Source organism: Bradyrhizobium sp. BLXBL-03 (assembly GCF_051853015.1).
Lineage (GTDB): Bacteria > Pseudomonadota > Alphaproteobacteria > Rhizobiales > Xanthobacteraceae > Bradyrhizobium > Bradyrhizobium manausense.
In genome coordinates this window covers 616238-641446 of record NZ_CP182470.1, presented here as the reverse complement: position 1 = coordinate 641446, position 25209 = coordinate 616238, and the positions used below count along the sequence as shown (strand labels likewise).

The 25209-nt window shown below is 64.7% G+C and carries 28 protein-coding genes; 13 read left to right on the top strand and 15 right to left on the bottom strand.

The genetic code is table 11. The features are described from left to right. Window positions 1-5: 5 nt before the first annotated feature. The 3 genes from ACNJX9_RS03030 (at window position 6) to ACNJX9_RS03020 (ending at window position 1503) form a co-directional block, all read left to right on the top strand. A complete protein-coding gene (locus ACNJX9_RS03030; RefSeq protein ID WP_439407759.1) occupies window positions 6-476 on the top strand; it encodes a DUF433 domain-containing protein in 471 nt (156 codons plus the stop codon). Beyond that, window positions 473-745 (top strand): hypothetical protein, encoded by a 273-nt coding sequence (locus ACNJX9_RS03025; protein ID WP_439407758.1) that lies wholly within the window; start codon window positions 473-475, stop codon window positions 743-745. Before ACNJX9_RS03030 ends, ACNJX9_RS03025 begins: the two co-directional genes overlap by 4 nt. Window positions 746-1122: 377 nt before the next feature. Beyond that, entirely contained in the window at window positions 1123-1503 is a 381-nt protein-coding gene (locus ACNJX9_RS03020) for a hypothetical protein (protein WP_271620698.1), read from the top strand. Window positions 1504-1510: 7 nt separating this feature from the next. Here the strand turns inward: ACNJX9_RS03020 and ACNJX9_RS03015 are convergent, their stop codons facing one another. From ACNJX9_RS03015 to ACNJX9_RS03005, 3 genes are all read right to left on the bottom strand, one after another. Then, entirely contained in the window at window positions 1511-1789 is a 279-nt protein-coding gene (locus ACNJX9_RS03015; RefSeq protein WP_439407757.1) for a DUF1488 family protein, read from the bottom strand. Between the two features lie 173 nt (window positions 1790-1962). Continuing rightward, window positions 1963-2259, bottom strand: a complete 297-nt coding sequence (locus ACNJX9_RS03010) for a hypothetical protein (protein WP_439407756.1) — start codon at window positions 2257-2259, stop codon at window positions 1963-1965. Next, entirely contained in the window at window positions 2252-2518 is a 267-nt protein-coding gene (locus ACNJX9_RS03005; RefSeq protein WP_439407755.1) for a hypothetical protein, read from the bottom strand. Before ACNJX9_RS03005 ends, ACNJX9_RS03010 begins: the two co-directional genes overlap by 8 nt. Before the next feature lie 644 nt (window positions 2519-3162). On the opposite strand from ACNJX9_RS03005, the gene ACNJX9_RS03000 reads away from it, so the two are divergent. Then, window positions 3163-3780, top strand: a complete 618-nt coding sequence (locus ACNJX9_RS03000; protein ID WP_439407754.1) for a hypothetical protein — start codon at window positions 3163-3165, stop codon at window positions 3778-3780. Between the two features lie 146 nt (window positions 3781-3926). Further along, window positions 3927-5183: a cell division protein FtsZ gene (ftsZ, locus tag ACNJX9_RS02995; protein ID WP_057747457.1), complete on the top strand. Its 1257-nt coding sequence runs from the start codon at window positions 3927-3929 to the stop codon at window positions 5181-5183. Between the two features lie 240 nt (window positions 5184-5423). Here ftsZ and ACNJX9_RS02990 read toward each other — a convergent pair whose 3' ends face one another. Continuing rightward, complete coding sequence (locus ACNJX9_RS02990; protein WP_439407753.1) at window positions 5424-5972, bottom strand: hypothetical protein; 549 nt, start codon at window positions 5970-5972, stop codon at window positions 5424-5426. A 630-nt stretch (window positions 5973-6602) separates the two neighbouring features. Between ACNJX9_RS02990 and ACNJX9_RS02985 the strand changes: the two genes are divergently transcribed. The 3 genes from ACNJX9_RS02985 to ACNJX9_RS02975 all read left to right on the top strand — a co-directional run bounded on the left by ACNJX9_RS02985 (window position 6603) and on the right by ACNJX9_RS02975 (window position 8839). Then, on the top strand, window positions 6603-6737 hold the full coding sequence (locus ACNJX9_RS02985; RefSeq protein ID WP_283809592.1) for a hypothetical protein: 135 nt from the start codon (window positions 6603-6605) through the stop codon (window positions 6735-6737). A 263-nt stretch (window positions 6738-7000) separates the two neighbouring features. Beyond that, window positions 7001-8329, top strand: coding sequence for a DUF2235 domain-containing protein (locus tag ACNJX9_RS02980; RefSeq protein ID WP_439407752.1), 1329 nt, complete (start codon window positions 7001-7003; stop codon window positions 8327-8329). 258 nt (window positions 8330-8587) lie between these two features. Then, a complete protein-coding gene (locus ACNJX9_RS02975; RefSeq protein WP_083514210.1) occupies window positions 8588-8839 on the top strand; it encodes a PilZ domain-containing protein in 252 nt (83 codons plus the stop codon). Window positions 8840-8888: 49 nt separating this feature from the next. Here the strand turns inward: ACNJX9_RS02975 and ACNJX9_RS02970 are convergent, their stop codons facing one another. The 6 genes from ACNJX9_RS02970 to cobS form a co-directional block, all read right to left on the bottom strand. After that, a complete protein-coding gene (locus tag ACNJX9_RS02970; protein WP_057747452.1) occupies window positions 8889-9299 on the bottom strand; it encodes a hypothetical protein in 411 nt (136 codons plus the stop codon). A gap of 98 nt (window positions 9300-9397) precedes the next feature. Continuing rightward, window positions 9398-10510 carry an NADH:flavin oxidoreductase/NADH oxidase gene (locus ACNJX9_RS02965; protein WP_439407751.1) on the bottom strand — a complete coding sequence of 371 codons (1113 nt, stop codon included), beginning with the start codon at window positions 10508-10510 and terminating at the stop codon, window positions 9398-9400. A gap of 127 nt (window positions 10511-10637) precedes the next feature. Next, window positions 10638-11333, bottom strand: a complete 696-nt coding sequence (locus tag ACNJX9_RS02960; protein WP_439407750.1) for a hypothetical protein — start codon at window positions 11331-11333, stop codon at window positions 10638-10640. 36 nt (window positions 11334-11369) lie between these two features. Beyond that, window positions 11370-12452 carry an esterase-like activity of phytase family protein gene (locus tag ACNJX9_RS02955; protein WP_439407749.1) on the bottom strand — a complete coding sequence of 361 codons (1083 nt, stop codon included), beginning with the start codon at window positions 12450-12452 and terminating at the stop codon, window positions 11370-11372. Further along, complete coding sequence (cobT, locus tag ACNJX9_RS02950) at window positions 12449-14353, bottom strand: cobaltochelatase subunit CobT (protein ID WP_057747448.1); 1905 nt, start codon at window positions 14351-14353, stop codon at window positions 12449-12451. The genes ACNJX9_RS02955 and cobT overlap by 4 nt, the downstream gene beginning before the upstream one ends. 182 nt (window positions 14354-14535) lie before the next feature. After that, window positions 14536-15534 (bottom strand): cobaltochelatase subunit CobS, encoded by a 999-nt coding sequence (gene cobS, locus ACNJX9_RS02945; protein WP_025032652.1) that lies wholly within the window; start codon window positions 15532-15534, stop codon window positions 14536-14538. Window positions 15535-15854: 320 nt separating this feature from the next. Between cobS and ACNJX9_RS02940 the strand changes: the two genes are divergently transcribed. Next, window positions 15855-16514 (top strand): DedA family protein, encoded by a 660-nt coding sequence (locus tag ACNJX9_RS02940; RefSeq protein ID WP_439407748.1) that lies wholly within the window; start codon window positions 15855-15857, stop codon window positions 16512-16514. Between the two features lie 185 nt (window positions 16515-16699). On the opposite strand, the gene ACNJX9_RS02935 is transcribed toward ACNJX9_RS02940, so the two are convergent. Continuing rightward, a complete protein-coding gene (locus ACNJX9_RS02935) occupies window positions 16700-17920 on the bottom strand; it encodes a citrate/2-methylcitrate synthase (protein WP_057747446.1) in 1221 nt (406 codons plus the stop codon). An 84-nt stretch (window positions 17921-18004) separates the two neighbouring features. Between ACNJX9_RS02935 and ACNJX9_RS02930 the strand changes: the two genes are divergently transcribed. Continuing rightward, window positions 18005-19099, top strand: coding sequence for a citrate synthase/methylcitrate synthase (locus ACNJX9_RS02930; protein WP_439407747.1), 1095 nt, complete (start codon window positions 18005-18007; stop codon window positions 19097-19099). A 291-nt stretch (window positions 19100-19390) separates the two neighbouring features. On the opposite strand, the gene ACNJX9_RS02925 is transcribed toward ACNJX9_RS02930, so the two are convergent. Then, on the bottom strand, window positions 19391-20023 hold the full coding sequence (locus ACNJX9_RS02925; protein ID WP_220001277.1) for a J domain-containing protein: 633 nt from the start codon (window positions 20021-20023) through the stop codon (window positions 19391-19393). A gap of 160 nt (window positions 20024-20183) precedes the next feature. On the opposite strand from ACNJX9_RS02925, the gene ACNJX9_RS02920 reads away from it, so the two are divergent. Next, window positions 20184-20453, top strand: coding sequence for a BolA family protein (locus ACNJX9_RS02920; protein WP_057747505.1), 270 nt, complete (start codon window positions 20184-20186; stop codon window positions 20451-20453). A 111-nt stretch (window positions 20454-20564) separates the two neighbouring features. Here the strand turns inward: ACNJX9_RS02920 and ACNJX9_RS02915 are convergent, their stop codons facing one another. From ACNJX9_RS02915 to ACNJX9_RS02905, 3 genes are all read right to left on the bottom strand, one after another. Continuing rightward, complete coding sequence (locus tag ACNJX9_RS02915; RefSeq protein ID WP_439407746.1) at window positions 20565-21869, bottom strand: HlyC/CorC family transporter; 1305 nt, start codon at window positions 21867-21869, stop codon at window positions 20565-20567. A gap of 84 nt (window positions 21870-21953) precedes the next feature. Next, a complete protein-coding gene (gene aroB / locus ACNJX9_RS02910) occupies window positions 21954-23102 on the bottom strand; it encodes a 3-dehydroquinate synthase (protein ID WP_057747442.1) in 1149 nt (382 codons plus the stop codon). Then, window positions 23099-23722: a shikimate kinase gene (locus tag ACNJX9_RS02905; protein WP_271620688.1), complete on the bottom strand. Its 624-nt coding sequence runs from the start codon at window positions 23720-23722 to the stop codon at window positions 23099-23101. The genes aroB and ACNJX9_RS02905 overlap by 4 nt, the downstream gene beginning before the upstream one ends. Before the next feature lie 179 nt (window positions 23723-23901). On the opposite strand from ACNJX9_RS02905, the gene ACNJX9_RS02900 reads away from it, so the two are divergent. Together ACNJX9_RS02900 and xerD are read left to right on the top strand one after the other, a co-directional pair. After that, window positions 23902-24048 carry a hypothetical protein gene (locus tag ACNJX9_RS02900; RefSeq protein ID WP_057747440.1) on the top strand — a complete coding sequence of 49 codons (147 nt, stop codon included), beginning with the start codon at window positions 23902-23904 and terminating at the stop codon, window positions 24046-24048. 65 nt (window positions 24049-24113) lie between these two features. Then, entirely contained in the window at window positions 24114-25061 is a 948-nt protein-coding gene (gene xerD / locus ACNJX9_RS02895) for a site-specific tyrosine recombinase XerD (RefSeq protein ID WP_439410243.1), read from the top strand. Window positions 25062-25209: the final 148 nt, after the last annotated feature.

Here is a 25209-nt window from a genome sequence, read left to right as displayed (position 1 = left end):
TTCGAGTGATCAAGAGCTTCCTCGACGCTGGCCTCTCTATTCTCACTGTTCGCAACTGCCTCGAATACGCACGGGAATGTGCTGGCGACGACCATCCATTTTCCACTCGTCGCTTCCGAACAGATGGACGCACCATCTTTCTAGAGAGCATGAGGCGGACCGGCGAGGATGAGGTTCTCGACCTCAAAAGCCATCAATATGCAATCAAGAAGGTTATCGATAGAACTTTTAAAGACCTCGATATCTCGCACGACATTGTCACGCGCTGGCGACCGTTCGAAGGCAGGCAGAGCATTGTGATCGATCCTAAGCGCGCTTTTGGCCAGCCGATTGCAACGAACTATGGTGTACCGACCGTGGTGCTGGCTGACGCCCTTAAGGCCGAGGGATCAATCACGCGCGTGAGCAGACTGTATGACGTATCGCCGTCCGCGGTCAGAGACGCCGTGAAATTTGAACAATCACTCGCTGCGTGAAGCTCTTCTTTGACCACAACATGTCTTCGGCGATGGCGCGAGCCCTTCGTGAACTCTTCAAGGGCGAACACGAAGTCTCCTACTTGGCGGAAAAATTTCCCCGCAACATTAGTGACGTCGATTGGATCGCAAACCTAAGCAAAGACGGGCAGTGGATCGTCGTCTCTGGCGATCGGCGAATTACAAGGAATCGCGCTGAATATCATGCCTTTCGAAACTCTAATCTCATTGGCCTCTTCCTCTCGCAAGGGCTCTACAAGGCACTGTGATAAAGCAGATGGAACGCTTGCTAGCGCTGTGGCCCGTCATTCAAACTGTCCCGGCAACAGTTCAGGGTGGAGCAATGTACGAATTGCCCATGAAGAGTACCAAGCTCCGTCAACTAAAGATCTAGACGGCAGCCTTCGCTTCTCTGAGGCACTCCGCGAGCAATCTAAATCTCGAATACTGCGTGATACTTGGACGCGTCGAGCTTCGATGCGTTCACGGGGGCGCGGCAACTCAACAGCTCAGGAGTATCGGTCTCCACGCTTGCTGCGGTGCATCGCTCGGCCGCTAGTCCGTAGTTCTACCGGCCCGGCGAACGTCTTATTGATCTCACGTTTTGGTTGAGCTTCGATATTGCTTTCCTGGCTGGGGGATTCTTATGCGTTATTTGAGCCTGGCGGTCATTGCGACCGCACTTGCTGGCTGCGCTTCTTCATCATCAGACATATCGGCGGCCTACGTGTCGCCGGTGCAATATCAACAGTACAACTGTCAGCAGCTCGCGCTGGAGGCGCAGGCGGTGTCTACCAGAGCTGCGATGCTCTCCGGCGCGCAAGACAGTCAGCGCACCAAGGATCAGGTGGCGACGGGCGTCGCTATCGTTGTGTTCTGGCCCGCGGCATTCCTGGTCGGTGGCGACAAACAGACTGCGGCCGAACTTGCGCAAATGAAAGGGCAGATGATTGCGATTGAGCAAGCCTCGATCGCAAAGAAGTGCAACATTCAATTTCAGGGCAAGCCGCAAGAACCGCCGAAGTAGGCTCCCCCTACCCCCGAAAATCGATGCTCCGCAGCACGATGCCCGGCGGGGAGCCTTCGAACTCGCAGGCGCTGTATTTGCTGGCGGCGCGGGTTTCGATGCGGTCGCGGAGGCGGGTGAACTGGGCTTCGCGGTGCTCGGGGCGGGTTTGCGGGCCGCGTTCGAGATCGTCCATTGCGGAGGTGGAGATGGCGCAGGGGATCTCCTTCGCGCCGTCGTGCATGGAGAACTGGATGATGCCGCGGTCCTGTTCGTGGCCGATGAAGCGGCCGCTGGTGAGGGGCATGGGGGACTCCTGTTGCTCGGCGACGCGATGATTGCGTGGCACGCGCGCACTGACTCCAACGTCGTCCCGGCCTAGTGCGAAATTGCGCACGGGGGCCGGGACACGGCTGTTTTCGGCGTGGGCACCGTCTTTCCTATGCGCGCACGATCGCCGCAGCGCGCCCGCGGCCCGCTTCAACTATCCCCGCCCAGCCTTGCGAAATCGTCGAGCAGCGCCGTCACCAGGGCGCGGTGGCGGGTGTCCTCCGCTGGGAGGCTGGCGGCGTAGAGGTTGAGGAGGTAGCGCGCCTTCACGGCGGCCTCCGCCCAGGAGGCTGATGGCACCGTCATCAGGCGGTGTTCGAGATCGGCCTCGCGCTCGCGCAGCTCGCGGACATGGTTCTCGACCTCGGCGAGCGTGCGGCGCAAATCGGTGGCCTTCTGCGCGGCCATGCCGCGATGCTTGTCGAGATCGACGGGGTGATCAGTCATTGGCGATGCTCGCATCGGACGCAATCGCGTCCGCAAGGTCGATCGCGCGGATCGACAGCATCTCCACCGAGCCGAGCATGCCCTCTACGGGCACGATGATCGACGTGCCGACGCGGCGCCACGCGGAGAAGGTCTCGCTCTCGATCGTCTCCTCGTCGGCGATCACGGGATAGCTGCCCGCGGGCAGCACCCGATCGATGCCGTGGATGCGGAACGGATGCTTGAACGTGACGGTGTCCCGCCGCGAACGGATGGTCATGCACGCCTGCCTTGCTGCGAGGGCGGCCCCAAACCGACGCCGGCGAGCGCGAGCATGCGCTTCTTGCGCGGCAATAGCCAGCGCTATCGTCGCTGTGCCCGGTGTCACTTCTCCCTCTCCGCGGGAGCGATCGCGCGCCCAACTCTCACCGTGATTGCGGAAGCACCTCTCACCCCAGCCCTCTCAGCGCGAGCGAAGCTCGTCGCGCCCCCGCATCCGCCTTCGCCAAGGCTTCGGCGGACAAGAGCGGGGCGAGGGAGCGCACCGGCGCTCGCGGCAAGCATTGCCGTCTCCTCGCCGCCGCGCATTTCGGCTATATACTCGCCCCGGTAGCATGACCCGGAAGCGCATCCCATCGAGCACGCGGCCAACCCCACCCCAAAAACCTCGTCATCCGCTGTCACGGCACCGGCAACGAGATTTCGGAGAACGTCTCCAACATCCTGAAGCCCTTGCTGCCTGCGCAGGTGCTCTCCAATCCCCGGGCCGGCGCTCCAATCCCCGGGGGCGGCACGGTGATGGCACCTGTAAACAGCACCGCGCGGCTGTTAACCACGCATTAACCAACGCAGCCTAGCCTGCTGTAATCGTCCAGCCATCATTAGCCCGAAATGCCTTCCCGGTTCGCTCCAGGAGAAGCGCCGATGCCTGTTGCGTTGTTGACGTATGCCGATCTGGGTGCCCGCCTCAATATCTCGCGCGAGGCCGCGCGGTCGCTGGCGAGACGTCGCCGCCTGCCGCGCTCGCGTTCGGATGACGGCAAGGCCCTGGTGAGGGTTGATTTCTCCGAACTGCGGTACACGCCCCGCCCAAGAACGGGTCGCCGGGCCGACCCCATCGGGGACACCATGGCGAGGATCGAAGCGTTAGAGCCATTTCCGTTCCGACGGAGTCGGAACGGGGCTCCAGATTTTTATTCTGACGCGTTTTGCTTGCGCGAACCGGTATCCACTTCGCTCGAAAACGCTTCTGAGACCGAGGCCTTCAAGGCGGAGATCGCGCGGCTCGAAGACGTGGCAACCGCCTACAGGCAAGTGTTCGAACGCGAGCGCGAGCGCGCCGAGCGCCTCGCCGTCGAGCTGCAGCAGGCGAGCGCCGAGGCGACGGCCGCCAATGCGTGGGCGGCACGACTGGAAGACGAAATGACGGCGCTGCGGACCGATCGCCGCGCGGGCGGTTCGCTCATCGGGCACGCCGCGCTTCGCTTGGGACACCTGGCCGCTTCGATCGTGCAAGCAGACCGCATGGCTAGAGCGCGATGAGGTCAGGATGGAGTAGTCATCGCGCTCTAGGTTGTTGTTTGCGCATGATCTTATTCGGAAAACCGCAGCGCACTTTTCCGAATCATGCGGGTAGCATTTGAGACTTTCTCCAATCCCCGGCTTGCCGGACCAATCGCGAGGAAAAAATGGCTGGCAATATCGATATCCATGAAATGAAGGCCCGCATCGTCGTGTTCGGCGTCGGCGGCGCCGGCGGCAATGCCGTGAACAACATGATCACCGCCGGGCTGCAGGGGGTCGAGTTCGTCGTCGCCAATACCGACGCGCAGGCGCTGGCCATGTCGAAGGCAACCCGCCTCATCCAGCTCGGCACGAAGGTGACCGCGGGCCTCGGCGCCGGCTCGCAGCCGGAACTGGGACGCGCCGCGGCCGAAGAGGCGATCGATACGATCCGCGATCAATTGACCGGCGCGCACATGGTGTTCGTGACGGCCGGCATGGGCGGCGGCACCGGCACCGGGGCCGCACCCGTGGTCGCGAGGATCGCGCGCGAGCTCGGCATTCTCACCATCGGCGTGGTCACCAAGCCGTTCTACTTCGAGGGCCAGCGCCGCATGCGCTTCGCCGAAGCCGGCATCGAGGAGCTGCTGAAGACGGTCGACACCCTCCTGATCATCCCGAACCAGAACCTGTTCCGGGTCGCCAGCGAGAAGACCACATTCGCCGATGCCTTCGCCCTGGCCGACCAGGTGCTGTATTCGGGCGTCGCCTGCATCAGCGACCTCATCGTCAAGGAAGGCCTGATCAATCTCGATTTTGCCGACGTCCTCTCGGTCATGAAGGAGAAGGGCAAGGCCATGATGGGACGGGGCGAGGCTTCGGGCGAGAAGCGCGTGCTTGCCGCCGCCGTGGCCGCGATCTCCAATCCGTTGATCGAGAATCCCTCGATCAAGCGCGCCAGCGGCCTCATCATCTCCATCACCGGCGGCAAGGATCTCATGCTGTACGAGGTCGACGAAGCCGCCACCCGCATTCGCGACGAGGCCGACCCGGATGCCAACATCATCGTCGGCGCGTCCTTTGACGAAAGCCTCGAAGGCATCGTCCGCGTCTCGGTGGTGGCGACCGGCATAGACAATCTCGACGCGGCGCAGGCGCTGCCGGTGGAAACCGCCCTCGCCCAACTTGCCGGAAAGCTGCGCAATGACGGCCGGCGCATCGCCGATCGCATCGAGCGCAGCGCACCCCTTCCGCAAGGAGAAAGCCCGCCGCTCCGCCCGCAGCCGCATCATCCCGTGGGACCACCAGCAAGGCCGGGCATGGATTATGCGCGCCAGGCGGCAATTCAGCCGCTGCATCCCCAAGGCCGCGCGCCTGCGCGCAATGCGCCCGACGAGGCCGTTCTCGATATCCCGGCCTTCCTGCGCCGCGCGGCCAATTGAGTGGCTGGAGCGCGGTTGCCTGCCAAGCGCGGAACAATCACGTTTGCCTTCGTGAGCTTGAGTGCGATGCCTCCACATCGTCATGGCCGGGCTTGACCCGGCCATCCACGACCTTTCCCACGGCACCAAGAACGTGGATGCCCGGGACAAGCCCGGGCATGACGAAAAGTGAATAGGAAGTTCCTGAAAATGCTGGCCGCATTTTCAGTCGCTTCTTAAGCCGCGCAGCGCGTCGATGCTTCACGCTGCCGTGCTGCGCGAGCTCTCTGCGGTTTCTTTCTTGTCCGCCTCCTTGTCGCGAGACAGCCAAGCCGGGAAGCGAAGCAGGCGCTCGTTGGTGTCTTTCGGCAGCTCGACTGGCGGCGCTTCATGGGCCGGACTCGGCAGCTCCGGCACGGCCTGTCCCCCTCGCACCCCATCCGCGCGCTGATCAAGTTCGCGCAACAGGGGATCGAGCACGCTGTCGATCTCGCTCGCCACCGACACCAGGAAACTATTGAGCTCGCGCGCCTCGGGCACGACTGCCGTAGCCTGCTCGATCGCCTTCGAGAGACCGTCGACGACAGGTGCAAATGCGCCGGCGGCTTGCTTGATTCGCGTCTTGATCGCTTCGATCTCGCCCAGGACGCGCTCGCGCTCCCGCCTTTTCTTTTCCTCCGAAAGGCGGGCTTCGATTTCGGCGATCTGGGCCGTCAGGTTCGTGGCTTCGGATGCGAGTGCGTCGCGTCTTTCGCGCGCGCGATCGAGATCGCGGCTGAGATGGTCCACGAGGTCGTCCTTTCCGAACATGGCTTTGCTCCGTAGGACAGGCGTTTTGCCCTGTAGGACGGCCCTGGCGCGTACCGCCAGCCTCGCCACCGACTGGATGGCCGGATCGGCCGAAACAGGCATCAATTTCAATCGCGTCACATGGGCCGGCATGGTGAATCCCCCCATCGCCGACATTAGGCGACCGCATGGTTAACGGACGGTTAATGTCAACAGCCGAGGCTGCGGGCCAGGACCCATTACCCCGGTCTACTCCTGTCGAAGCACGCTGTGGCACAACTATCCGCAACAACTCGCTGCGGTGGTTATGGGACCTGGCTCCCGTGCGCAATTGCGCACTCGGCCGGGACGACACTTATTTCCGGGCGCGAGCCGTGGCTACCGCAGGCGCCCGTCGCCCGCTCAACTATCTCCGCCAAGTCTCGCGAAATCGTCGAACTGTGCGGTCACCGGCGCGCGGTGGCGGGTGTTCTTCGGCTGGGAGTGCGGCATAGAAGTTGAGGGGGTTAGCGCGCTTGCAGCGCGGCGTTTTAGCTCTCGCTATCGGTGCGCTACAGGCGTACCTCTGTTATGCACCTGCGCGTCGCGCGGGATGCACACGTTGCCATCGGTCAAGCCAAGTTCACTCGAAACCTTTTGGAGGAGACGAAAATGGCCAAGGGACAGCAACGCAGCAATCGTGAAGCCAAGAAGCCGAAGAAGGACAAGGCCAAGGTGATCGCCGCAGCGCCTAGCCGCAAGGACGCGAATTGGCAGCCGGATTTCGGGCCGGGGAAGAAGAAGTAGATTCGCGATTGTCGCGGAGCCGGTGCTTTTCACCTCGCCCCGCTTGCGGGGAGAGGTCGGAATTTGCTGCGCAAATTCCGGGTGAGGGGGACTCTCCACGAGTCCAACTCTCACCGACCCCGCGGAGACTCCCCCTCACCCCAACCCTCTCGCCGCGGGCGGGCGAGGGAGCGCACCGGCGCTCGCGGCAAGCACTGCCGTCTCCTCGCCGCCGCGCATTTCCGCTATACTCGCCCCGGTAGCATCACCCGGAGGCGCATCCCATGGAGTACGCGGCCAAACCCGAGTCGAAAAACCTCGTCATTTGCTGTGACGGCACCGGCAACGAGATCAGCGAGAACATCTCCAACGTCCTGAAGCTGTATCGCTGCCTGCGCAAGACCGACAAGACCCATCCGCGGCAGATGGTGTTTTACGATCCCGGGGTCGGCACGGTGACGGAGCCGTCGACCTGGAACAGGTGGAAGGCCAACATCAGGCTGGTGCTGGGGCTCGCCACCGGCTACGGGCTCGATGACAACGTGCTCTCAGCCTATTGCTTCCTGATCGAGCATTATGCGCCCGGCGACCGCATCTATCTGTTCGGCTTTTCGCGCGGCGCCTATACCGTGCGCGTGCTGGCGGGGCTGATCCATAAAGTCGGCCTGATCTCGCCGGAGCAGGCGAACCTCGCAGGCAGTGGCCTTGTCGCCTACAAGCAATATTCCGGGCTCGGGCGCGGCAACGACATCGAGGACCTCAAGGATATCGTGGTCGACGACCAGGGGCCGCTGCCGAAGGACGCATTCGACCTTGCCGCGCAGTTCGCGCGCATCACCTCGACGCGCTGGCCGACCATCCACTTCATCGGCGTCTGGGATACGGTGGCAAGCGTGATCGTGCCGCGGCGCGACGTGTTCTTCCTGGTGTTCACGCTGGAGGAGCTCGCCTTCGTCAGGCGCAATCCGAGCGTCAACATCTTCCGCCAGGCGATCGCGATCGACGAGCGGCGGCGCATGTTCCGCCTCAAGGCGTATGAGGAGCCGCAGGAATATTGGAGCAACCGCTACGTGCCCGACGAGAAAAAGGTGGGGCAGGACATCATGCAGGTGTGGTTCTCAGGCGTGCATTGCGACGTCGGCGGCGGCTATCCGGAAGCCGAGAGTGCCGAGTCGAAATATCCGCTGCTGTGGATGATCGAGGAAGCGGAAAAGGCCGGGCTCAACTTCAACAAGCGCACCGTGAACCAGCTCGCCTGGGGCATCCAGCGCAAGAACTCGCCGTTCCAATATGTCCCGCCCGCGTTCACCGGCAAGGCGGGGGGCTTGCACAATTCGATGACGGCACTCTGGCGCGTGCTGGAATATCTGCCGAAGCGCGCGAAATACCGGGAATGGCCGGAGCGGAAGGTGGTGGCGGGGTTCTACATTCCCGACGCCGAGCCGCGCTTCATTCCTGAAGGCGCGCATGTGCATGAGAGCGTGCTGAAACGGATGGACGTCGAGCCGGACTATCGGCCGGTGAATCTGCCGAAGGATTTCGTGACGGTGCCGATGCCGGTACCGCCGGGGGTGGATCTGGCGGCGGGGGTGGAGACGGTGGAGGCGGGATAACGGCGGCCCTTTCCCGTCATTGCGAGCGTAGCGAAGCAACCCAGAATCTTCCCGCGGAGACACTCTGGATGCTTCGCTGCGCTCGCAATGACGGAGAATGAGGCGGCTGGCTCGCGCTACACCACCCCACTACCTCCGCATTCTGCAATCGCCGCTACTTTTCATTAAAATTCTCAGCCCCGCTTTAGCGCGATCGCATCACATCACCGGCATCATGACCGTCGAGACCTCCGCATGAGCGGCGGAGCAGGAGGACACGTGCCACAATTCCCGCGAAGGTTTGCCCGTGTGAAGCCATCAGGCCTGGTGTCGCGCCAGGCCAAGATCATCACCGACCCGCGCGCGCCGGTGATCCCGTGCACGCTGATCGACTATTCGCCCGGCGGGGCCTGCGTCGATCTCGGCGGGCAGGTGAAGATCCCCGATCGGTTCGAGCTGCTGCACGTCAACACCAAGAAGCGCTGCAGGATCGCGTGGAAACGCGGCACGCGGGTGGGCGTGGTGTTTTAAGGTCTTTCGCCAGGACGACGGCGGAATGGGCGAAGCCTGACCCGCTCCCTCACGCCTTCCGCATCCGCGCCTTCGCGCCCGCGACGATCTGCATGGCGACGCCGCCGATCCAGCCCAGCAGCGCCAGCCAGGTCAGTGCGTCGTGGGGCTCGAGGCGGAGCACGATGACGGCCACGGAGACGAGCGCGGCGAGCGTGGCGCAGAGCGTGCCGGCGGAACTGAGCAGCTCGGCGGCGTCGATGTGGCTGTGGGCGTCGTCGAACGGCAGCTGCGGCGTGTCGATGCCGAGATAGAAGCCGATCGCACCGAGCACCATCATCAGCAGCAGGAAGCCCTGCGTTGTCAGCGCTGATATCGCCGATCCGACATAGGCGCCCACGAACAGCCCGCACGCCGCGCCAGCCATCGCGAGGCCCAATCGCTCGAACACGTGGGCAGTCTTGCGAACACGAAACCGCATGGCGGACCTCCGTGATGAGGCGCGGAGGTTAGGCCAGTTTGCCGGCCGGTGAAAGCTAAGGGGGGTTACGGATGCGTGAGGTGAGTGCAGCAGCCACCTCACCTTGCCCCGAACGTGGTCCTGCCGAACAGCGCCTTCTGGGTCGAGGGCTGCGAACGCCAATATTGCGGTGGGGCCTCGACTTCGCCGCCAAGTTCGGCGGCGGCGTGCCAGCCCCAGCGGGGGTCGTAGAGCATGGCGCGGCCGAGCGCGACCATGTCGGCTTTGCCACTCGCGACGATCTCCTCGGCGTGCTTCGCTTCGGTGATCAGGCCGACCGCAATGGTCGGCACGCCGGTCTCGCGCTTGATCGCGTCGGCGAACTGGACCTGATAGCCGGGGCCGAGCGTGATCTTCTGCAGCGGCGAGACGCCGCCGGAGGAGGCATCGATCCAGTCGACGCCGCGCGCCTTCAACGCCCGCGCAAATTCGATGGTCTGGCCCAGATCCCAGCCGCCCTCGACCCAATCGGTCGAGGACACCCGCATCCCGACCGGCTTGTTTTCCGGGAACACGGCGCGGACGGCCTCAAAGATTTCGAGCGGGAAGCGCATCCGGTTTTGCAGGGAACCGCCATATTCGTCGGTGCGCCTGTTGGAGATCGGCGACAGGAACTCGTGCATGAGATAGCCGTGCGCGCCGTGCAGCTCGATCGCGTCGATGCCGATGCGATCGGCGCGCTTCGCTGCGTCGACGAAGGCCTCGCGGATGCGCTTCAGGCCGGCGCTATCTAGCGCGAGCGGCGCGGCCTCGCCCTCCTTGTGCGGGATCGCCGACGGCGCCACCGTCTGCCAGCCGCCTTGCTCGAGCGGAATGAGCTGGCCGCCGTCCCAGGGGCGCGCGCTGGAGGCTTTGCGGCCGGCATGGGCGAGCTGCATCGCGATGGCGGTGTGCGAATACTTCCGCACCGAGCCGAGGATCTGCTTCAGCGCGGCCTCGGAGGCGTCGCTATAGAGGCCGAGACAGCCCGGCGTGATGCGGCCGATCGCCTCGACATGGGTCGCCTCGATGCAGAACATCGCAGCCCCCGACAGCGCCAGGTTGTTGATGTGGGTGAAGTGCCAATCGGTGGGAACGCCGTCCTCGGCCGAATACTGGCACATCGGCGACACCACGACGCGGTTCTCTAGGGTCAGGCCGCGCAGCTTGATCGGGGAAAACAGGGCGCTCATGCGAGGGGGATCCGGGACAGCGAGGGATGGAAGCGATTGCATGAAGTTTAGTGGCTGGGCGGCGAATTGCGAGATGCGCGGTCGGCATGGCGGATAGCGGGGCCATGCATTGCGGGGGGCGCGCCCCCTACGGCGAATCCACGAACTTCCCCGGCGTCGGCTTGCCCATGCGGATCCTGCCGTCGGGCAGAAGCTCGCCATCCGTCACCGCCGAGAACTCGATCATGGTGCCGTCACCGTCATACTTCAGCGTCCTGGCGAGAGGGCCGAGCTTGTCGAGAAGCCTGGCGTCATCAGCAACCAGGACCCGGTATTCGGTGAGATGGAAGCGGCGCGGGGCCGCCCAGGTGAAATCAGGCACCGAGGAGCGCACGTCGAGGTCGTGGTCGCGACCGACGCTGCGGCCGGTGACGTCGCGGAACAGGTCGGGGCCGTCGAGCAGCTTCGCCCTGGTGCCGTTGATGTCATAAATGTTCAGCGTGACGACGTGGCGCTCGCTGCGGAACGACACTGCGACAAAGCGCGAGTCCGCCGACCAGGCGGCGTGGAAGGCATCCGGCGCCGAGTCCAGGATGTTGTCGTCTTTGACATTGGGAAGGGTCATCAGCTTGCGATGCGCGGGCTCCGCCATCAATGAGAGGCGGAAATTCTCCGAGCCGGCATCGCCCTCGCCATGCGCGGCAACAGAGAGCTTTCCGTTCGGCGCCTTGCCACCCTGGATGATGGCGTATTCACCCTTGCCGTATTTGTGCTCGGCCGTCGCCAAAGCGGGCGAGGCGGCGACGGCGAGGAGCAGAGCCAGGACGGCGCGGCGGTCGGGCATGATGGTGTGTCGGCGCAGGGGCAGCCGACGTTCAACCTACTCCACCAGCGTGAATTGCAGCAGCAGGGTGCGCTGGAGCAGGGAGAAATTGTCGTCCGACACCATGGTCAGCACGGTCTCGCCGTCATCAGTGACGTGGGCGTCGATGCCCTCCATGTTGTCGACCTCGTGGCCGAGATCGGCGCGAAACAGCTCAAAGCCGTCGACCAGCGCGCCCGGCGCGATCGATTTCAGGGGGATCGAACGGATGCGGATGTCGATGCCGGTGAACCAGGAGAATTTGCGCTCGAGGATGAGCAGCTCGCCTGATGGCAGCAGTACGGCGTCGCTGATATCGAACTTGTCGGTGCGGCGCACGGCGAACTGGCCAGGCGACGGGCCACCGATCAGGAAGGCGACCAGATTGCCGTCGGCATCGAGCCCGCGCTCCGAGAACGCTACAAGCGTGCCGGCGAGCGGCGTGCTCTTGCCTTTCGGCACGAACACCAGCGCCTCGAGCCCCTTGTTGACCGGCAGCTTGCGGATCGCTGATGGCGTCGGGATCACCTCGCCGCGGGCGCGCGTGCCGCCGTGTGCGAAGTCGAAGCGCATGATCTGGTTGACGCGCTCGAGCCCGACATAGACAAGCGAGCCGTCGCGCGCGAGCGACTCGGTGTCGTACCAGAGCCGCTTCTCGGTGATCGGGCGGCCCTCCGCGTTCAGCATCGGCGCGGCCTCGACATCGGCGAGGCCGACCATCCTGCCGCCGTCATAGCGGATGGCACCGGTGAACCAGGTGCCTTGATCCGACAGCGCGAGGAAGCGCTCGCCCTTGGCATCGAGGAAGCGGAAGCCGGAGAGGCCGCCGAAGCCGCGATGCGGCGAGGTCAGCACCAGCCCGCTGCGATATTGCAATGAGCCGAAGCGCACGCGCGAACGATCGCGCGGCTCGAAGAACGGAATCGGCCGCGCATTGACCTCGATGCTGACGGGCTCGTTGACGCCATGCTCGAGCTGCGCCGGCCTTTGTTCTGGCTGCGCCGGCCTGGCCTGCGCTTGTGCGAGCCCGGGCAAAGCGAGAGTGGAAAATCCCGCCGCCGCGTGACCAAGAAAGCTGCGGCGGGATCGATCTGTGCTCACGAATGCAGTTTGCGTCGCGGGCGACCGGCCGGTTGCGTGGGCGCGGCGTTGGTCTCGCTGAACAGTTCGGCGAGCTTCTCGGTGATGGCGCCGCCGAGCTCCTCGGCATCCACGATCGTCACCGCGCGGCGATAGTAGCGCGTCACGTCATGGCCGATGCCGATCGCGATCAGCTCGACCGGCGAGCGGGTCTCGATCTCCTCGATGATGTGGCGCAGATGCCGCTCGAGATAATTGCCGGGATTGACCGACAGCGTGGAATCGTCGACCGGCGCGCCGTCCGAGATCATCATCAGGATCTTGCGCTGCTCGGGGCGGCCGAGCAGGCGCTTGTGCGCCCAGTCCAGCGCCTCGCCGTCGATGTTCTCCTTCAGCAGCCCCTCGCGCATCATCAGGCCGAGATTCTTCCGCGCACGGCGCCAGGGAGCGTCGGCGGATTTGTAGATGATGTGGCGCAGATCGTTGAGGCGGCCGGGATTGGCCGGCTTGCCGGCGGCCAGCCACGCCTCGCGCGATTGCCCGCCCTTCCAGGCGCGCGTGGTGAAGCCGAGGATCTCGACCTTGACGCCGCAACGCTCCAGCGTGCGCGCCAGAATGTCGGCGCAGGTGGCGGCGACCGTGATCGGGCGTCCGCGCATCGAGCCGGAATTGTCGAGCAGCAGCGTGACGACGGTGTCGCGGAACGTCGCCTCCTTCTCGTGCATGAAGGACAGCGGGTGATAGGGATCGGTGACGACGCGCGACAGGCGGGCGGGGTCCAGAATGCCCTCTTCGAGATCGAACTCCCAGGCGCGGTTCTGCTGCGCCATCAACCGGCGCTGCAGGCGGTTGGCGAGGCGGGCAACGATGCCCTGGAGATGCGCAAGCTGCTTGTCGAGATAGGCGCGCAGGCGCTCCAGCTCGTCATGGTCGCAGAGATCCTCGGCGGCGATGACCTCGTCGAATTTCGGCGCGAAGGCGTGATATTCCGGCCCGCGCGGCTCGTTCTTGCCATGCTGGTTCGGACGCGTCGCCTCGCCCGGCGTCTCGTCGTCGCCAAGCTCGCCGTCGTCGAAGGTATCAGAGGTCGAGGCCTGCGCGCTTTCCATCGCGCTCTCGCTCATCTCCTCTGATGAAGCCTGCGCCTGGTCGGCGCTCATCTCCTGCGCGGCGTCGGAATCGGGCGAGCCTTCCGCGCCGGACTGATCGTTGTCGCCGTCCTGGTTCTCGTCGTTGTCCTCGTCGTCCTCGCTGTCGGCGCTGCGCTCATCGCCGAGGTCGAGCGCGGTGAGGAGGTCATGTACGGCATCGCCGAACTTGGTCTGGTCCTCGACCACGCCATCGAGCCGGTCGAGCCGCTTGCCGATCTTGTCTTCGAGAATGGGACGCCAGAGATCGACCATCTTCCTGGCGGCCGTGGGCGGCGCCAGACCCGTGAGGCGCTCGCGCACCAGCATCGCCAGCGCATCGGCCAGCGGCGCATCGGCGCGGTCGGTGATCTCGTCGAACTTGCCGCGGTGGAAGTGGTCGTCGAGCATCGCGGTGAGATTCCGGGCAACGCCCGCCATGCGACGCGCACCGATCGCCTCGACTCTCGCCTGCTCGACCGCCTCGAACACGCCGCGCGCCTGCGGATTGCCGGGCATCAGCTTGCGATGAACTTTCGGATCGTGACAGGCGATCTTCAGCGCGATCGAGTCCGCGTGGCCGCGCACGATCGCGGCGTCGCGTTTTGTCATTTTGCGCGCCGGCTCGGGCAAGCGGGCTTTGCCCGGCGCGAGGCCCGGGCGCTCGGCCGCAAAGGAGACGTCGAGCTCGGGCGACTTTGCGATCGCCTTCAGGCAGGACGCCACCGAGCGCTTGAACGGCTCGGTCGGGGCTTCCTTGCTGTTGCGGAATTTGGAGTTGGAAGGCGTGCTCATCTCGATCTCACCGTCGTCCCGGCCTGGTGCGCAATCGCGCACCGGAGCCGGGACCCATAACCACCGGCGTTCGTTGGGTCAGGGAAACTATCAACGTCGCTTCAATCAAGACATCACGCGATATGGGTCCCGGCCCCCCGTGCGCAATTGCGCACTCGGCCGGGACGACATGCCGAGAGAGATCAGGATAGCGCCACGTTCACCGCCGATTCCGGCAGCTCTGCGTTGAAGCAGCGCTGGTAGAACTCGGCGACCAGGGGACGCTCGAGCTCGTCGCACTTGTTGAGGAAGGTGACGCGGAAGGCGAACCCGATATCGCCGAAGATATCGGAGTTTTCCGCCCAGGTGATCACCGTACGGGGGCTCATCACCGTCGACAGATCGCCATTGGCGAAGGCGTTGCGGGTGAGATCGGCAAGGCGCACCATCTTGTTGACGATGTCGCGGCCTTCCTGGGTGCGATAATGCTTGGCCTTGGCCAGCACGATCTCGACTTCCTCGTCATGGCTGAGATAGTTGAGCGTGGTGACGATCGACCAGCGGTCCATCTGGCCCTGGTTGATCTGCTGGGTGCCGTGATAGAGGCCCGAGGTGTCGCCGAGACCGACCGTGTTGGCGGTCGCGAACAGGCGGAACGCCGGATGCGGCTTGATCACCTTGTTCTGGTCCAGGAGCGTCAGGCGGCCGGAGACTTCGAGCACGCGCTGGATCACGAACATCACGTCGGGGCGGCCGGCGTCATATTCGTCGAACACCAGCGCGACGTTGTTCTGCAGCGCCCAGGGCAGGATGCCGTCACGAAACTCAGTGACCTGCTTGCCGTCGCGGACCACGATCGAGTCCTTGCCGACGAGGTCGATACGGCTGATGTGGCTGTCGAGGTTGACGCGCACGCAGGGCCAGTTCAGCCGGGCAGCGACCTGCTCGATATGGGTGGATTTACCGGTGCCGTGATAACCGGTGACCATCACGCGGCGGTTGCGGGCGAAGCCGGCGAGAATGGCAAGCGTGGTGGCGCGGTCGAAACGGTAGTCGGAATCGACTTCCGGGACGTGAGGATCGACTTCGGAATAGGCCGGCACTTCGAGATCGCTGTCGATCCCGAACACCTGGCGCACCGACACCTTCATGTCGGGCAAACCGGAAACTTCCTCAACTTTGGACAGGGCGGCGGTCGTCATCAATCCTCCGAGGCCCCGGGCGATCCCGAGACCAGTTATTTGCACGTTGGCTGCGGCTGGGTGCGCTTTCGAACCTATCAGAGACAACGTGCCGGCAGAAGCCCGCCCCGCAATCAAAGTTCCGTTGTCTTTTCATTTAGATAGGCAAGGAGCGCGATTTTTGGAAGGCTGCCCTGCAAATCTCGCCCAAATTTCGCGCCAGACAGGCGCCTGCCCAAGGGGAACGCAACGCGAATGGCAACGCGAATGGCACTTCCATCGCCGCCGCTTACTTATGTAAGGGTCTGAACCCGATTGCTCCAGTCCGCTACAGAGACCTCGTGACGTCCTTCCTTGACCCCCTCATCTCCTTCGTCTCAGTCCATGCGTGGCTGGCCTACCTGACCCTGTTCCTGGCGGCGCTGCTCGAAGCCGTCCCGGTGGTGGGCTCGGTCATTCCAGGCTCGACCATCATCCTGGCGCTGAGCGCGCTGGTTCCGGGCGGCGAACTCAAACTGCAATGGGTACTGCTGGCAGCCGCGCTTGGCGCCGTGATCGGCGACGGCTCGGCCTATTGGCTCGGTCACCGGCAGCAGCGCAAGATCCTCAACACCTGGCCGCTGACCAATTACCCACGCGTGGTCGAGGAGAGCGAGACCTTCTTCCACCGCTTCGGCACCTGGGCCGTGTTCTTCGCCCGCTTCGTGCCGCCGATCCGCGCCTTCGTGCCCATCACGGCGGGTGCCCTGGGGATGGAGCCGGCGCGGTTTTACGCGGTCAACATCCCGGCGATCCTGGTCTGGGCGCCCGCCCATGTGCTGCCGGGCGTGCTGGCGGTATCGGCCTTCCACCAATATTTCGGCGTGCCGCACGAGGGGCATCCATTCAAGCACATGTGGATTTTGACGGTGGTTGCCGTGGCGATCGTGATCGGCGTGACGGTGTGGATCTATCGCCGGCGCAATGGCGGCACCGTCGCGGAGGCCAAGCCGCGGGCCTGAGTAGCCTCCACACCATAGGCGTCGTCCCGGCGAAGGCCGGGCCCATAACCACAGGGAGCGGTTTGGCGAAGACTTATCTGCTAGCGTCCGCAACCGGTAAATCACGCGGTATGGGTCCCGGCCCCCCGTGCGCAATTGCGCACTAGGCCGGGACGACAGCAGCGGAGAGTGGAGCGCCCAGATATTTAACTCGCAGCCCCCGCCCTCCGCCCCGGCGCCGGCCCCACATATCTCGCCCTTGGCCGGATCAACTTCCCGAACTGCAATTGCTCGCTCGCATGGGCGATCCAGCCGACGCTGCGGGCCATGGCAAACAAGGCGAGCTCGCTGCCGGCAGGCAGCCGCAGCGCGTGGACGAGCACGGCGAGCACGTAGTCGATGTTGACGAACTCGCCGGTCGCTTCCGCGATCCGCTCCGGCACTTCTTTGGTGAATTTGCGCGGCGCCCCAGTGCGCGCCAGCGCGTTCAGCAGCGATTGTGCGCGGGGATCGCCGCGCTTGTAGACGCCGTGGCCAAAGCCCGGAAAGCGCTCGCCCAGCGCGACGCGCTCGCGCACCATCGGTTCGGCATCGCGGTCGACCAGCGCCTTGACCAGTTGCGAGGCGAGCACGCCGGCGCCACCATGCTTTGGGCCTTTCAGCGCAGCGAGGCCGGCGATCACGGCATCATAGAGATTGAGCCCGGTCGAGGCCGCGCAGCGCGCGGTGAAGGTCGACGCATTCAATTCGTGGTCGGCGAGCAGCACCAGTGCGCGTCGGATCAGATCAGGCGCGTGCTTGTTATCGGGAGCCCAGGCGCGCGCGATCTGCTGATGCAGCGGCTCGGATGACGGCTCGGCATTCAGCATGGTGGCAACAAGGAGCCGGACGATGCGCGCGCCGACCAGCGCACGGCCATCGGGCGCGCGGGTGAAGGCGCGGGAATCGGCGCTGGCCGCCAATGCAAGCACCGCGATGGCGCGATCGATCGGCGCTGCGCGCCGCGCGGCTTGCGCGATCGTGCCCATCTCCTCGGAGATCTTCGGCTGGTTGTCAGGCGCGAACGGATCGACGTCGGAGACGTCCCAGAGCAGCGTTGCCGTGTGCTCCAGCGTGTCGTTCTCGGCGAGATCGATGCAGTTCACGCCGCGATAGATCGCGCCCTCCTCGGTGATGGTCGAGATCTCCGTGTCCATCACAGGCAAGTCGGCATCGAAGCTGCGCAGGCCGCGCGGCTCCGGCGACGGCACCCGGCGCTCCTTCAAGGCGCGGACGTCCTCGGCGCGATAGCGGTTCTTGCGCGAGTCCGGCGTCGGCTCGGAGCGGATCAGGCCGCGGCTGACATAGGCGTAAAGGGTCGCCGGCGAGATCGCGAGCTCGGCAGCAGCTTCCCGGGCAGAGAGGTAAAGGCCGTCGGAATTTTTCATATTGATTCATGTAATCAAGATTGATCAATCTGTCGAGAGGCCTGATCTTCTCCAGGTGCAGTGCAAAAAAGGGAGATTTGGGCCATGAACATCCACCTCACCAAAAGCCAGATCGGGCTGGACGGCGTTCCCGCGGCCGAAACCGTGCTCAGCCATGTCGACGGTGAACGCGGCGAGCTGATCATCGCGGGCGAGCATGTCGGCCGCCTCGCCGCGATCTCCAGCTTCGAGGGCGTCACCGCCCGGCTCTGGAACGGCGCCAGCAAGACCACCCTCACCGAAGCCAATGTGCGCTCGAGCCTCGGCGCGGCACGCGAGCGGGCCTTCGCGCGGCTGGACCAGCTGCTGCCGGCAACGCGCGGCATGGGCATCATCGACGGATTTCGTGCAGCGGTTGCCGGCCTCCGCGCCGAGCACGGGCTGGAGCATGAAGCGACCATCGTCGGCGCGTTTCCGGTGATCGCCGGCGCGCTGGTCCGCCGCGCGAAAGGGCTCGACCCGGTCGCGCCTGATCCGACCGTGAGCCACGCCGCCGATACGCTGCGTATGCTGCACGGGCGCGCGGCCGCAGCGCGCGAGGTCACCGCGCTCGATGCCTATCTCGTCACCGCCAGCGACCACGGCATGAACGCCTCGACCTTCACCGCGCGCGTCGTCGCCTCGACGCAGGCCGATCTGTTCGCCGCGGTCACCGCCGGCTATTGCGCGCTGACCGGTCCGCTGCATGGCGGCGCGCCGGAGCCGGTGCTGGAAATGCTGGATGCGATCGGCACGCGCGAGCGGATCCAGCCCTGGGTCGATGCGGCGCTAGCGCGCGGCGAGCGCATGATGGGCTTTGGCCATCGCGTCTATCGCGTGCGCGATCCGCGTGCGGATGTGCTCAAGACCGCGGTCGAGGCGCTGGCCTCCAACGGCACCGACCTGCCGTTTGCCGGCGAGGTCGAGGCCTATATCCGCGCAGCCTTGCGCAGGAAGAATCCGGACCGGCCGCTGGAGACCAATGTCGAATTCTTCACCGCGATCCTGCTCGATGCGCTGGCGATCCCGAGGCAGGCGTTCACCCCGATCTTCGCGGTGGCGCGTAGCGCCGGCTGGACCGCGCATGCACGCGAGCAGCAGCGGACCGGGCGGTTGATCCGGCCGAGCTCGTCCTATGTGGGGGCGATGCCGAAGGCATAGGAAATGCGTAGCCCGGATGGAGCCAACGGGTCGGCGCGAAGCGCCGCCCGATGACAGGCTCCGCGTAGTCCGGGAAAGTCGTCGTTGTGTGGGAAAGACCCCGGATTACGCTTGCGCTCCATCCGGGCTACGGGTCGAGCCAAGCATTCCAAAATCGTAGGGTGGGCAAAGGCGCGTTTGCGCCGTGCCCACCATCTCTCTCGATCACAAAAAAATGCGTGGGCACGCTACGCTTTGCCCACCCTACGATACTGTCGCCGCGGCAAAAGCCGGGACCACACCAGGAGGCCCTTACGCCTCCCGCACCACCGTCTTCAGATAATTATACGCCTTGATGATCTCGATCAGGCGATCCTCGGTGGAGCGGTCGCCGCCGTTGGCGTCGGGGTGGTGCTGCTTGACCAGCGCCTTGTACTTGCTCTTGACGTCGGCGAGGGTGGAGTTCGGGCCGAGGCCCATGACCTGGAGCGCCTTGCGCTCGGCGTTCATGACCTTGCGCGTTTCGGCCTTGGGCTCGGCCTCCGGGCCCTTGCGCCAGCTGGCGCGGCCGTTGATCTCACTGAACATGCTGAACGGATCGGACGCCATGTCGATCTCGGCTTCCGCACCCTTCTTGCCGCCATTGGCGCCCATCTTCCAGGTCGGGCGATGGCCGGTCAGCGCGTCCTTCTGATAGCGCGCGACGGCGTCGGCGTTCATGCCGGAGAAGAAATTGTAGTTCTGGTTGTACTCGCGCACGTGGTCCAGGCAGAAGTGCCAGTACTCACGCTGGTTCTCGCGGCCCTTCGGCGCGCGGTGCGCGCCCTTGTTCTGGCACCCGGCCCATTCGCAACCGACCGCGGTGTCGCGCGGCTTCACTTCGGCCTGCTTGCCCCGCGGCTTCACACGGATGGAGTCGAAGAACTTTGATGAATCGATCGGCATGGCTGACTTTGACTACGCAATGCAAAAACCTTCAAGTCTTGACATTGCAATTAGAACGAAACCCGTAGCCGAAGTTTCACTTCGGCATCCGTTGAAGTACGGCCGCGGGAGGCGGGCCTATGCAATTGACGGAGCGCGATCGCAGGATTTAATGGCACTCATGGTCATGAAAGATACTATCAGCAACAAGTTGCAGGAAGCTTTCACGCCGGAAAGCCTGCAAGTCGTCGACGAGTCACATTTGCATGAGGGCCATTCCGGCCATCGGCCGAGCGGCGAGACGCACTTCCGTGTCTATATCGTGTCTGCGGCCTTCAAAGGGAAGAGCCGGGTCGACCGTCACCGCATGATAAATGCGGCGCTGGCCGCGGAACTTTCCGGCAGCGTGCATGCACTGGCGATCCACGCGCAGGCGCCGGGGGAAAATTAGCTCAGTCATTCCGGGGCGGCTCGAAGAGCCGAACTACGGGGCGCAATGGCGCCCCTGAGAATCTCGAGATTCCGGGTTCGATGCTTCGCATCGCCCCGGAATGACCGAAGGCTAGAACGACGTCCCCGCCCGTCTCGGCTTCACCTCTTCCATCTCGGCCTCGCGCGGGACCGGTGAAATACGGAGCGCGGTGATGCGGTTGCGTTCGCGGCGCAGGACGCGGAAACGGAAACCGTGGAAGGTAAAGCTCTGGCCGCGGTCGGGGATCGAGCGCGCTTCGTGAATGACGAGGCCAGCGACCGTGGTTGCCTCTTCATCGGGCAGGCGCCAGTCCATGGCGCGGTTGAGGTCACGGATCGGTACCGAGCCGTCGACCACGACCGAGCCGTCAGGCTGGGCGCGCACGCCCGCGACCACGACGTCATGCTCGTCGGAGATGTCGCCGACGATCTCTTCCAGAATGTCTTCCAGCGTCACCAGACCTTCAACTTCGCCATACTCGTCGACCACGAGCGCGAAATGGGTTTTGCGCCGGCGGAACGCCTTGAGCTGCTCGGCGAGCGGCCGCATCTCCGGCACGAACCAGGGCGGCAGCGCAATGGTGGAGACGTCGATGCGCGAGGTATCACCGTCGGAGGCGCGGATCGCGCGCAACAGATCCTTGGCGTGGAGCACGCCGATGATGTTTTCCGGCTTCTCGCGCCAGAGCGGGATGCGGGTGTATTCGGTCGCCAGCACCTCGCGCACCAGATCGTCCGGCGGCATGTCGGCGTTGATCATCATCATCTCGGTGCGATGGATCATGACGTCGGAGACCTGGAGCTCGCGTAAGTCCAGCAGGCCGCCGAGCATGTCGCGGTCCTGCTTCTCGACCTTGCCCTCGTGGTGCAACAGATCGACCGCGCCGCGCAGGCGCTCGGTCGGCGACAGGATCGCCTGGTGCTCGCCGGCGAGGCCGAACAGACGCATCAAGACGCGGACGATGACCTCCACCACCCGCAGCAGCGGCCCCAGCACATACATGGTCAGCCGCATCGGGCGCGCCACCGCGAGTGCCATGCGATCCGGTGCGTTGATGGCGATGGTCTTGGGCAGCACCTCGGCGAAGATCACGACCAGCGCCGTCATCAGGCCGGTGGCATAGAGCACGCCGACATCGCCGAACCACGCCGTGAAGATGGAAGTCGCCAGCGCCGAGGCGGTGATATTGGCGATGTTGTTGCCGAGCAGCAATGCGCCAATCAGGCGCTCGCGCATGTCGAGCAGCTGCGAGACCACGTCGGCGTCGCGATTACCTTGTTTGGAGAGTCTGAGCATGCTGGCGCGCGAGGCGCCGGTGAGCGCGGTCTCGCTCGCGGCAAAGAAGCCCGAGACCAGCAGGCAGATGATGACGATGGTGAAGCCGAGCCAATCCATGCAGCACTCAACATCCTTGTAATGACGCGTTTTCTTGACGCGAACAGGTCACCACTTCGCTCGAAAACGCTCTTCGGTCGCGTGTTACGCCTTGACGGCGAGCTTGTCCTTCAGGAAGTCACGCACCGGCGTCGGCTCGACATCTTTCGCGATGACGGCGCGCCCGACGGCCTCCAGCAGGATGAAGGTGAGCTTGCCGCGCTTGACCTTCTTGTCCTGGGCCATCAGCGCCATCAGCGCGTCGGCATCCGCAAGACCTTCCTGCGCGAAGCCGGCAATGTCCTGCAAGCGGGTCGGGAGGCCTGCCGCGATCAGGTGACGCTCGACTCGCATCGCGTCCGCCTCCGCGATCATGCCGAGCTTTGCGGAGAACTGCGCCGCCAGCGTCATGCCGATGGCAACGCCTTCGCCGTGGAACAGGCGATCCGAAAAACCGGTCGCGGCTTCCAGCGCGTGGCCAAAAGTGTGGCCGAGATTGAGCAGCGCGCGCTCGCCGGTCTCGCGCTCGTCGCGCGAGACCACGCCCGCCTTGGCGCGGCAGGAGGTCGCGATCGCATGCTCGCGGGCCGAGCCGCCCTTGAAGATGTCGGAATGGTTCTTCTCGAGCCAGGTGAAGAAGGCCTCGTCGCCGAGCACGCCGTATTTGGCGACCTCGGCATAGCCGGCGCGAAATTGCCGCGGCGACAGCGTGTCGAGCACCGCGGTGTCGGCAATGACAAGCACCGGCTGGTGGAAGGCGCCGAGCAGATTCTTGCCCTGCGGCGAGTTGATCCCGGTCTTGCCACCGACGGAGGAATCGACCTGCGCCAGCAGCGAGGTCGGCACCTGCACGAAATCGACGCCGCGGCGCAGGATCGCAGCGGCAAAGCCGGCGAGATCGCCGACCACGCCGCCGCCGAGCGCGATGACGAGATCGTTGCGCTCGATCTTGGCGGCAATCAGGGCCTCGCTGACCTTTTCCAGGCCGGCATAGGTCTTGGAGATCTCGCCTTCCTCGACGACGACACGCGCGGTCGGAATGCCGCTAGCTGCGAGCGAGGCTTCCGCCGGCTCGAGCCAGTATTTTGCGACGGTGCGGTCGGTGACGATGGCGGTGCGCACACCCGGGCGCAACGCGGCAACGCGCTCGCCGAGCGAGGCCAGCACGCCGCGGCCGATGACGATGTCATAGGCGCGATCCCCGAGCGCGACGTCGACATGAACAGGGTCGGAATGTTTCAGGGGTGCGGTCATCGAACGGCGCTCGCGACATCGGCAGGAGATTGGGCTGGTGGTGGACCACAGAGATAGGCGTGCAGCGTCTCGATGCATTCCTCAACGATCTTGTCATGCGGCACGTCGCGCGAGGCGATGGTGATGTTGGCCTTGCCATAAACCGGCTCGCGCTCGGTGAGCAGCCGCGTCACGGTTCCCTCGGGATCGGCGGTCTGCAGCAAGGGCCGGTCGGCGCGGCGGCGCACCCGCCGCATGATGACGTCGTGGTCTGCCCTGAGCCAGATCGAGATCGCTTTCGCCGCGATGCGGCTGCGCGTCTCCTCGCGCATGAAGGCGCCGCCGCCGGTTGCCAGCACCACCGGCCCGCCCTCGAGCAGGCGCGCGATCACACGGGCCTCGCCGTCGCGGAAATACGGCTCACCGTGGCGCTCGAAAATCTCCGGTATGGTCATGCCGGCCGCCGCCTCGATCTCGGTGTCGGCGTCGACAAAGGGCAGCTTGAGCCTGAGAGCCATGCGGCGGCCGATGGTGGACTTGCCGACGCCCATCATGCCGACCAGCACGATCGAACGCAGCCCCAGCGCCGACAGGATGTCGGCCTCAGGGCTCGCTTGTGCTGGCAATACGGCGTCGGACATTATCTCGCTCGATTGGATCTCACACTGCCGCCAAAGGCGGCATCCGGGCCACCTATACGACCCCCTCGGGGCCCTCGCCAGAGGACTCTTGCCACGAAACGGCGAACATGTTGGATGATTTCATTGGTTAATTTGCCCGCTCAAGACCCGTATCAAGACCCTCGTCGAGACCTTGCCCGATGCCCAGCCTGTTCCGCTTCCTGACGGTCGTCGCCGTGATCGCCGGCATCGTCTATGGCGCGGTGTTCGCGCTGGCCAACTTCGTCAATCCGAAGCCGCGGGAAATGACGGTGACGATCCCGCCGGATAAGTTTCTCAAGAAATAGGAGCTAGCCTGAAGGGCATGCGCAAATCCTCCGCCAAGCCCCCGGACGTCAAGCCCTCTGCCGTCATGCCCTCCGATGCCAAGCTCACCGGCCTGTTCCTCGACATGCTCGCGGCGGAACAGGGCGCCGGGCCCAACACGCTCGATGCTTACAGACGCGACCTCACCGATTTCTCCGAGTTTCTGAGCCGTGTCGGCCACAGCTTTGTCGACGCCGAGACGCAAACGCTGCGCGACTATCTTGGCGACCTCGATGCGCGCGGCTTCAAATCCTCCAGCGTGGCGCGGCGGCTGTCGGCGATGCGGCATCTGTTCCGCTTTCTGCTGAACGAGCGCATCCGGACCGAAGATCCCGCCGCGATCCTGTCCGGCCCCAAGCGCGGCCGCGGCCTGCCCAAGGTGCTGTCGATCTCGGACGTCGACCGCATGCTCCGCCGCGCCAAGGAGATGAGCGAGGCGGCGGACGCCTCGCCCTCGCAGCGGCTGCGGGCCTTGCGGCTCTATTGCCTGCTCGAGGTGCTCTACGCCACGGGCCTGCGCGTCTCCGAATTGGTGTCGCTGCCGCGCTCGGCCGCCAAGCGCGACGCCCGCATGATCGTGGTGCGCGGCAAGGGCAACAAGGAACGGCTGGTACCACTGAACGAGGCTTCGCGGCAGGCGATGGCGGATTACCTCGCCGCAACGGAAGCTGCGAAAGGCGAGAAGAAGGGCAGCCTCGCCGCCGCGAAATGGCTGTTTCCCTCCTTCGGCGAGAGCGGGCATCTGACGCGGCAGCATTTCGCCCGCGACCTCAAGGAGCTCGCGGTCGCCTCGGGATTGCAGGCGCGACTGGTCTCTCCGCACGTGCTGCGGCATGCCTTCGCCAGCCACCTGCTGCATAACGGCGCCGACTTGCGCATCGTGCAGACCCTGCTCGGCCATACCGATATCTCGACGACGCAGATCTATACCCATGTGGTCGAGGAGCGGCTGAAGAGCCTGGTGCGCGACCTGCACCCGCTGGCGGAGAAGTAGGACCCTCCGTAGCCCGGATGGAGCGCAGCGAAATCCGGGATCTCACCCCGCGGATAGACCTTCCCGGATTGCGCTTCGCTCCATCCGGGCTACGGACTGCAACCGAAACCGCCTTGACTTCGGCCACTTCTCCGCAGAAAGAGCCGTG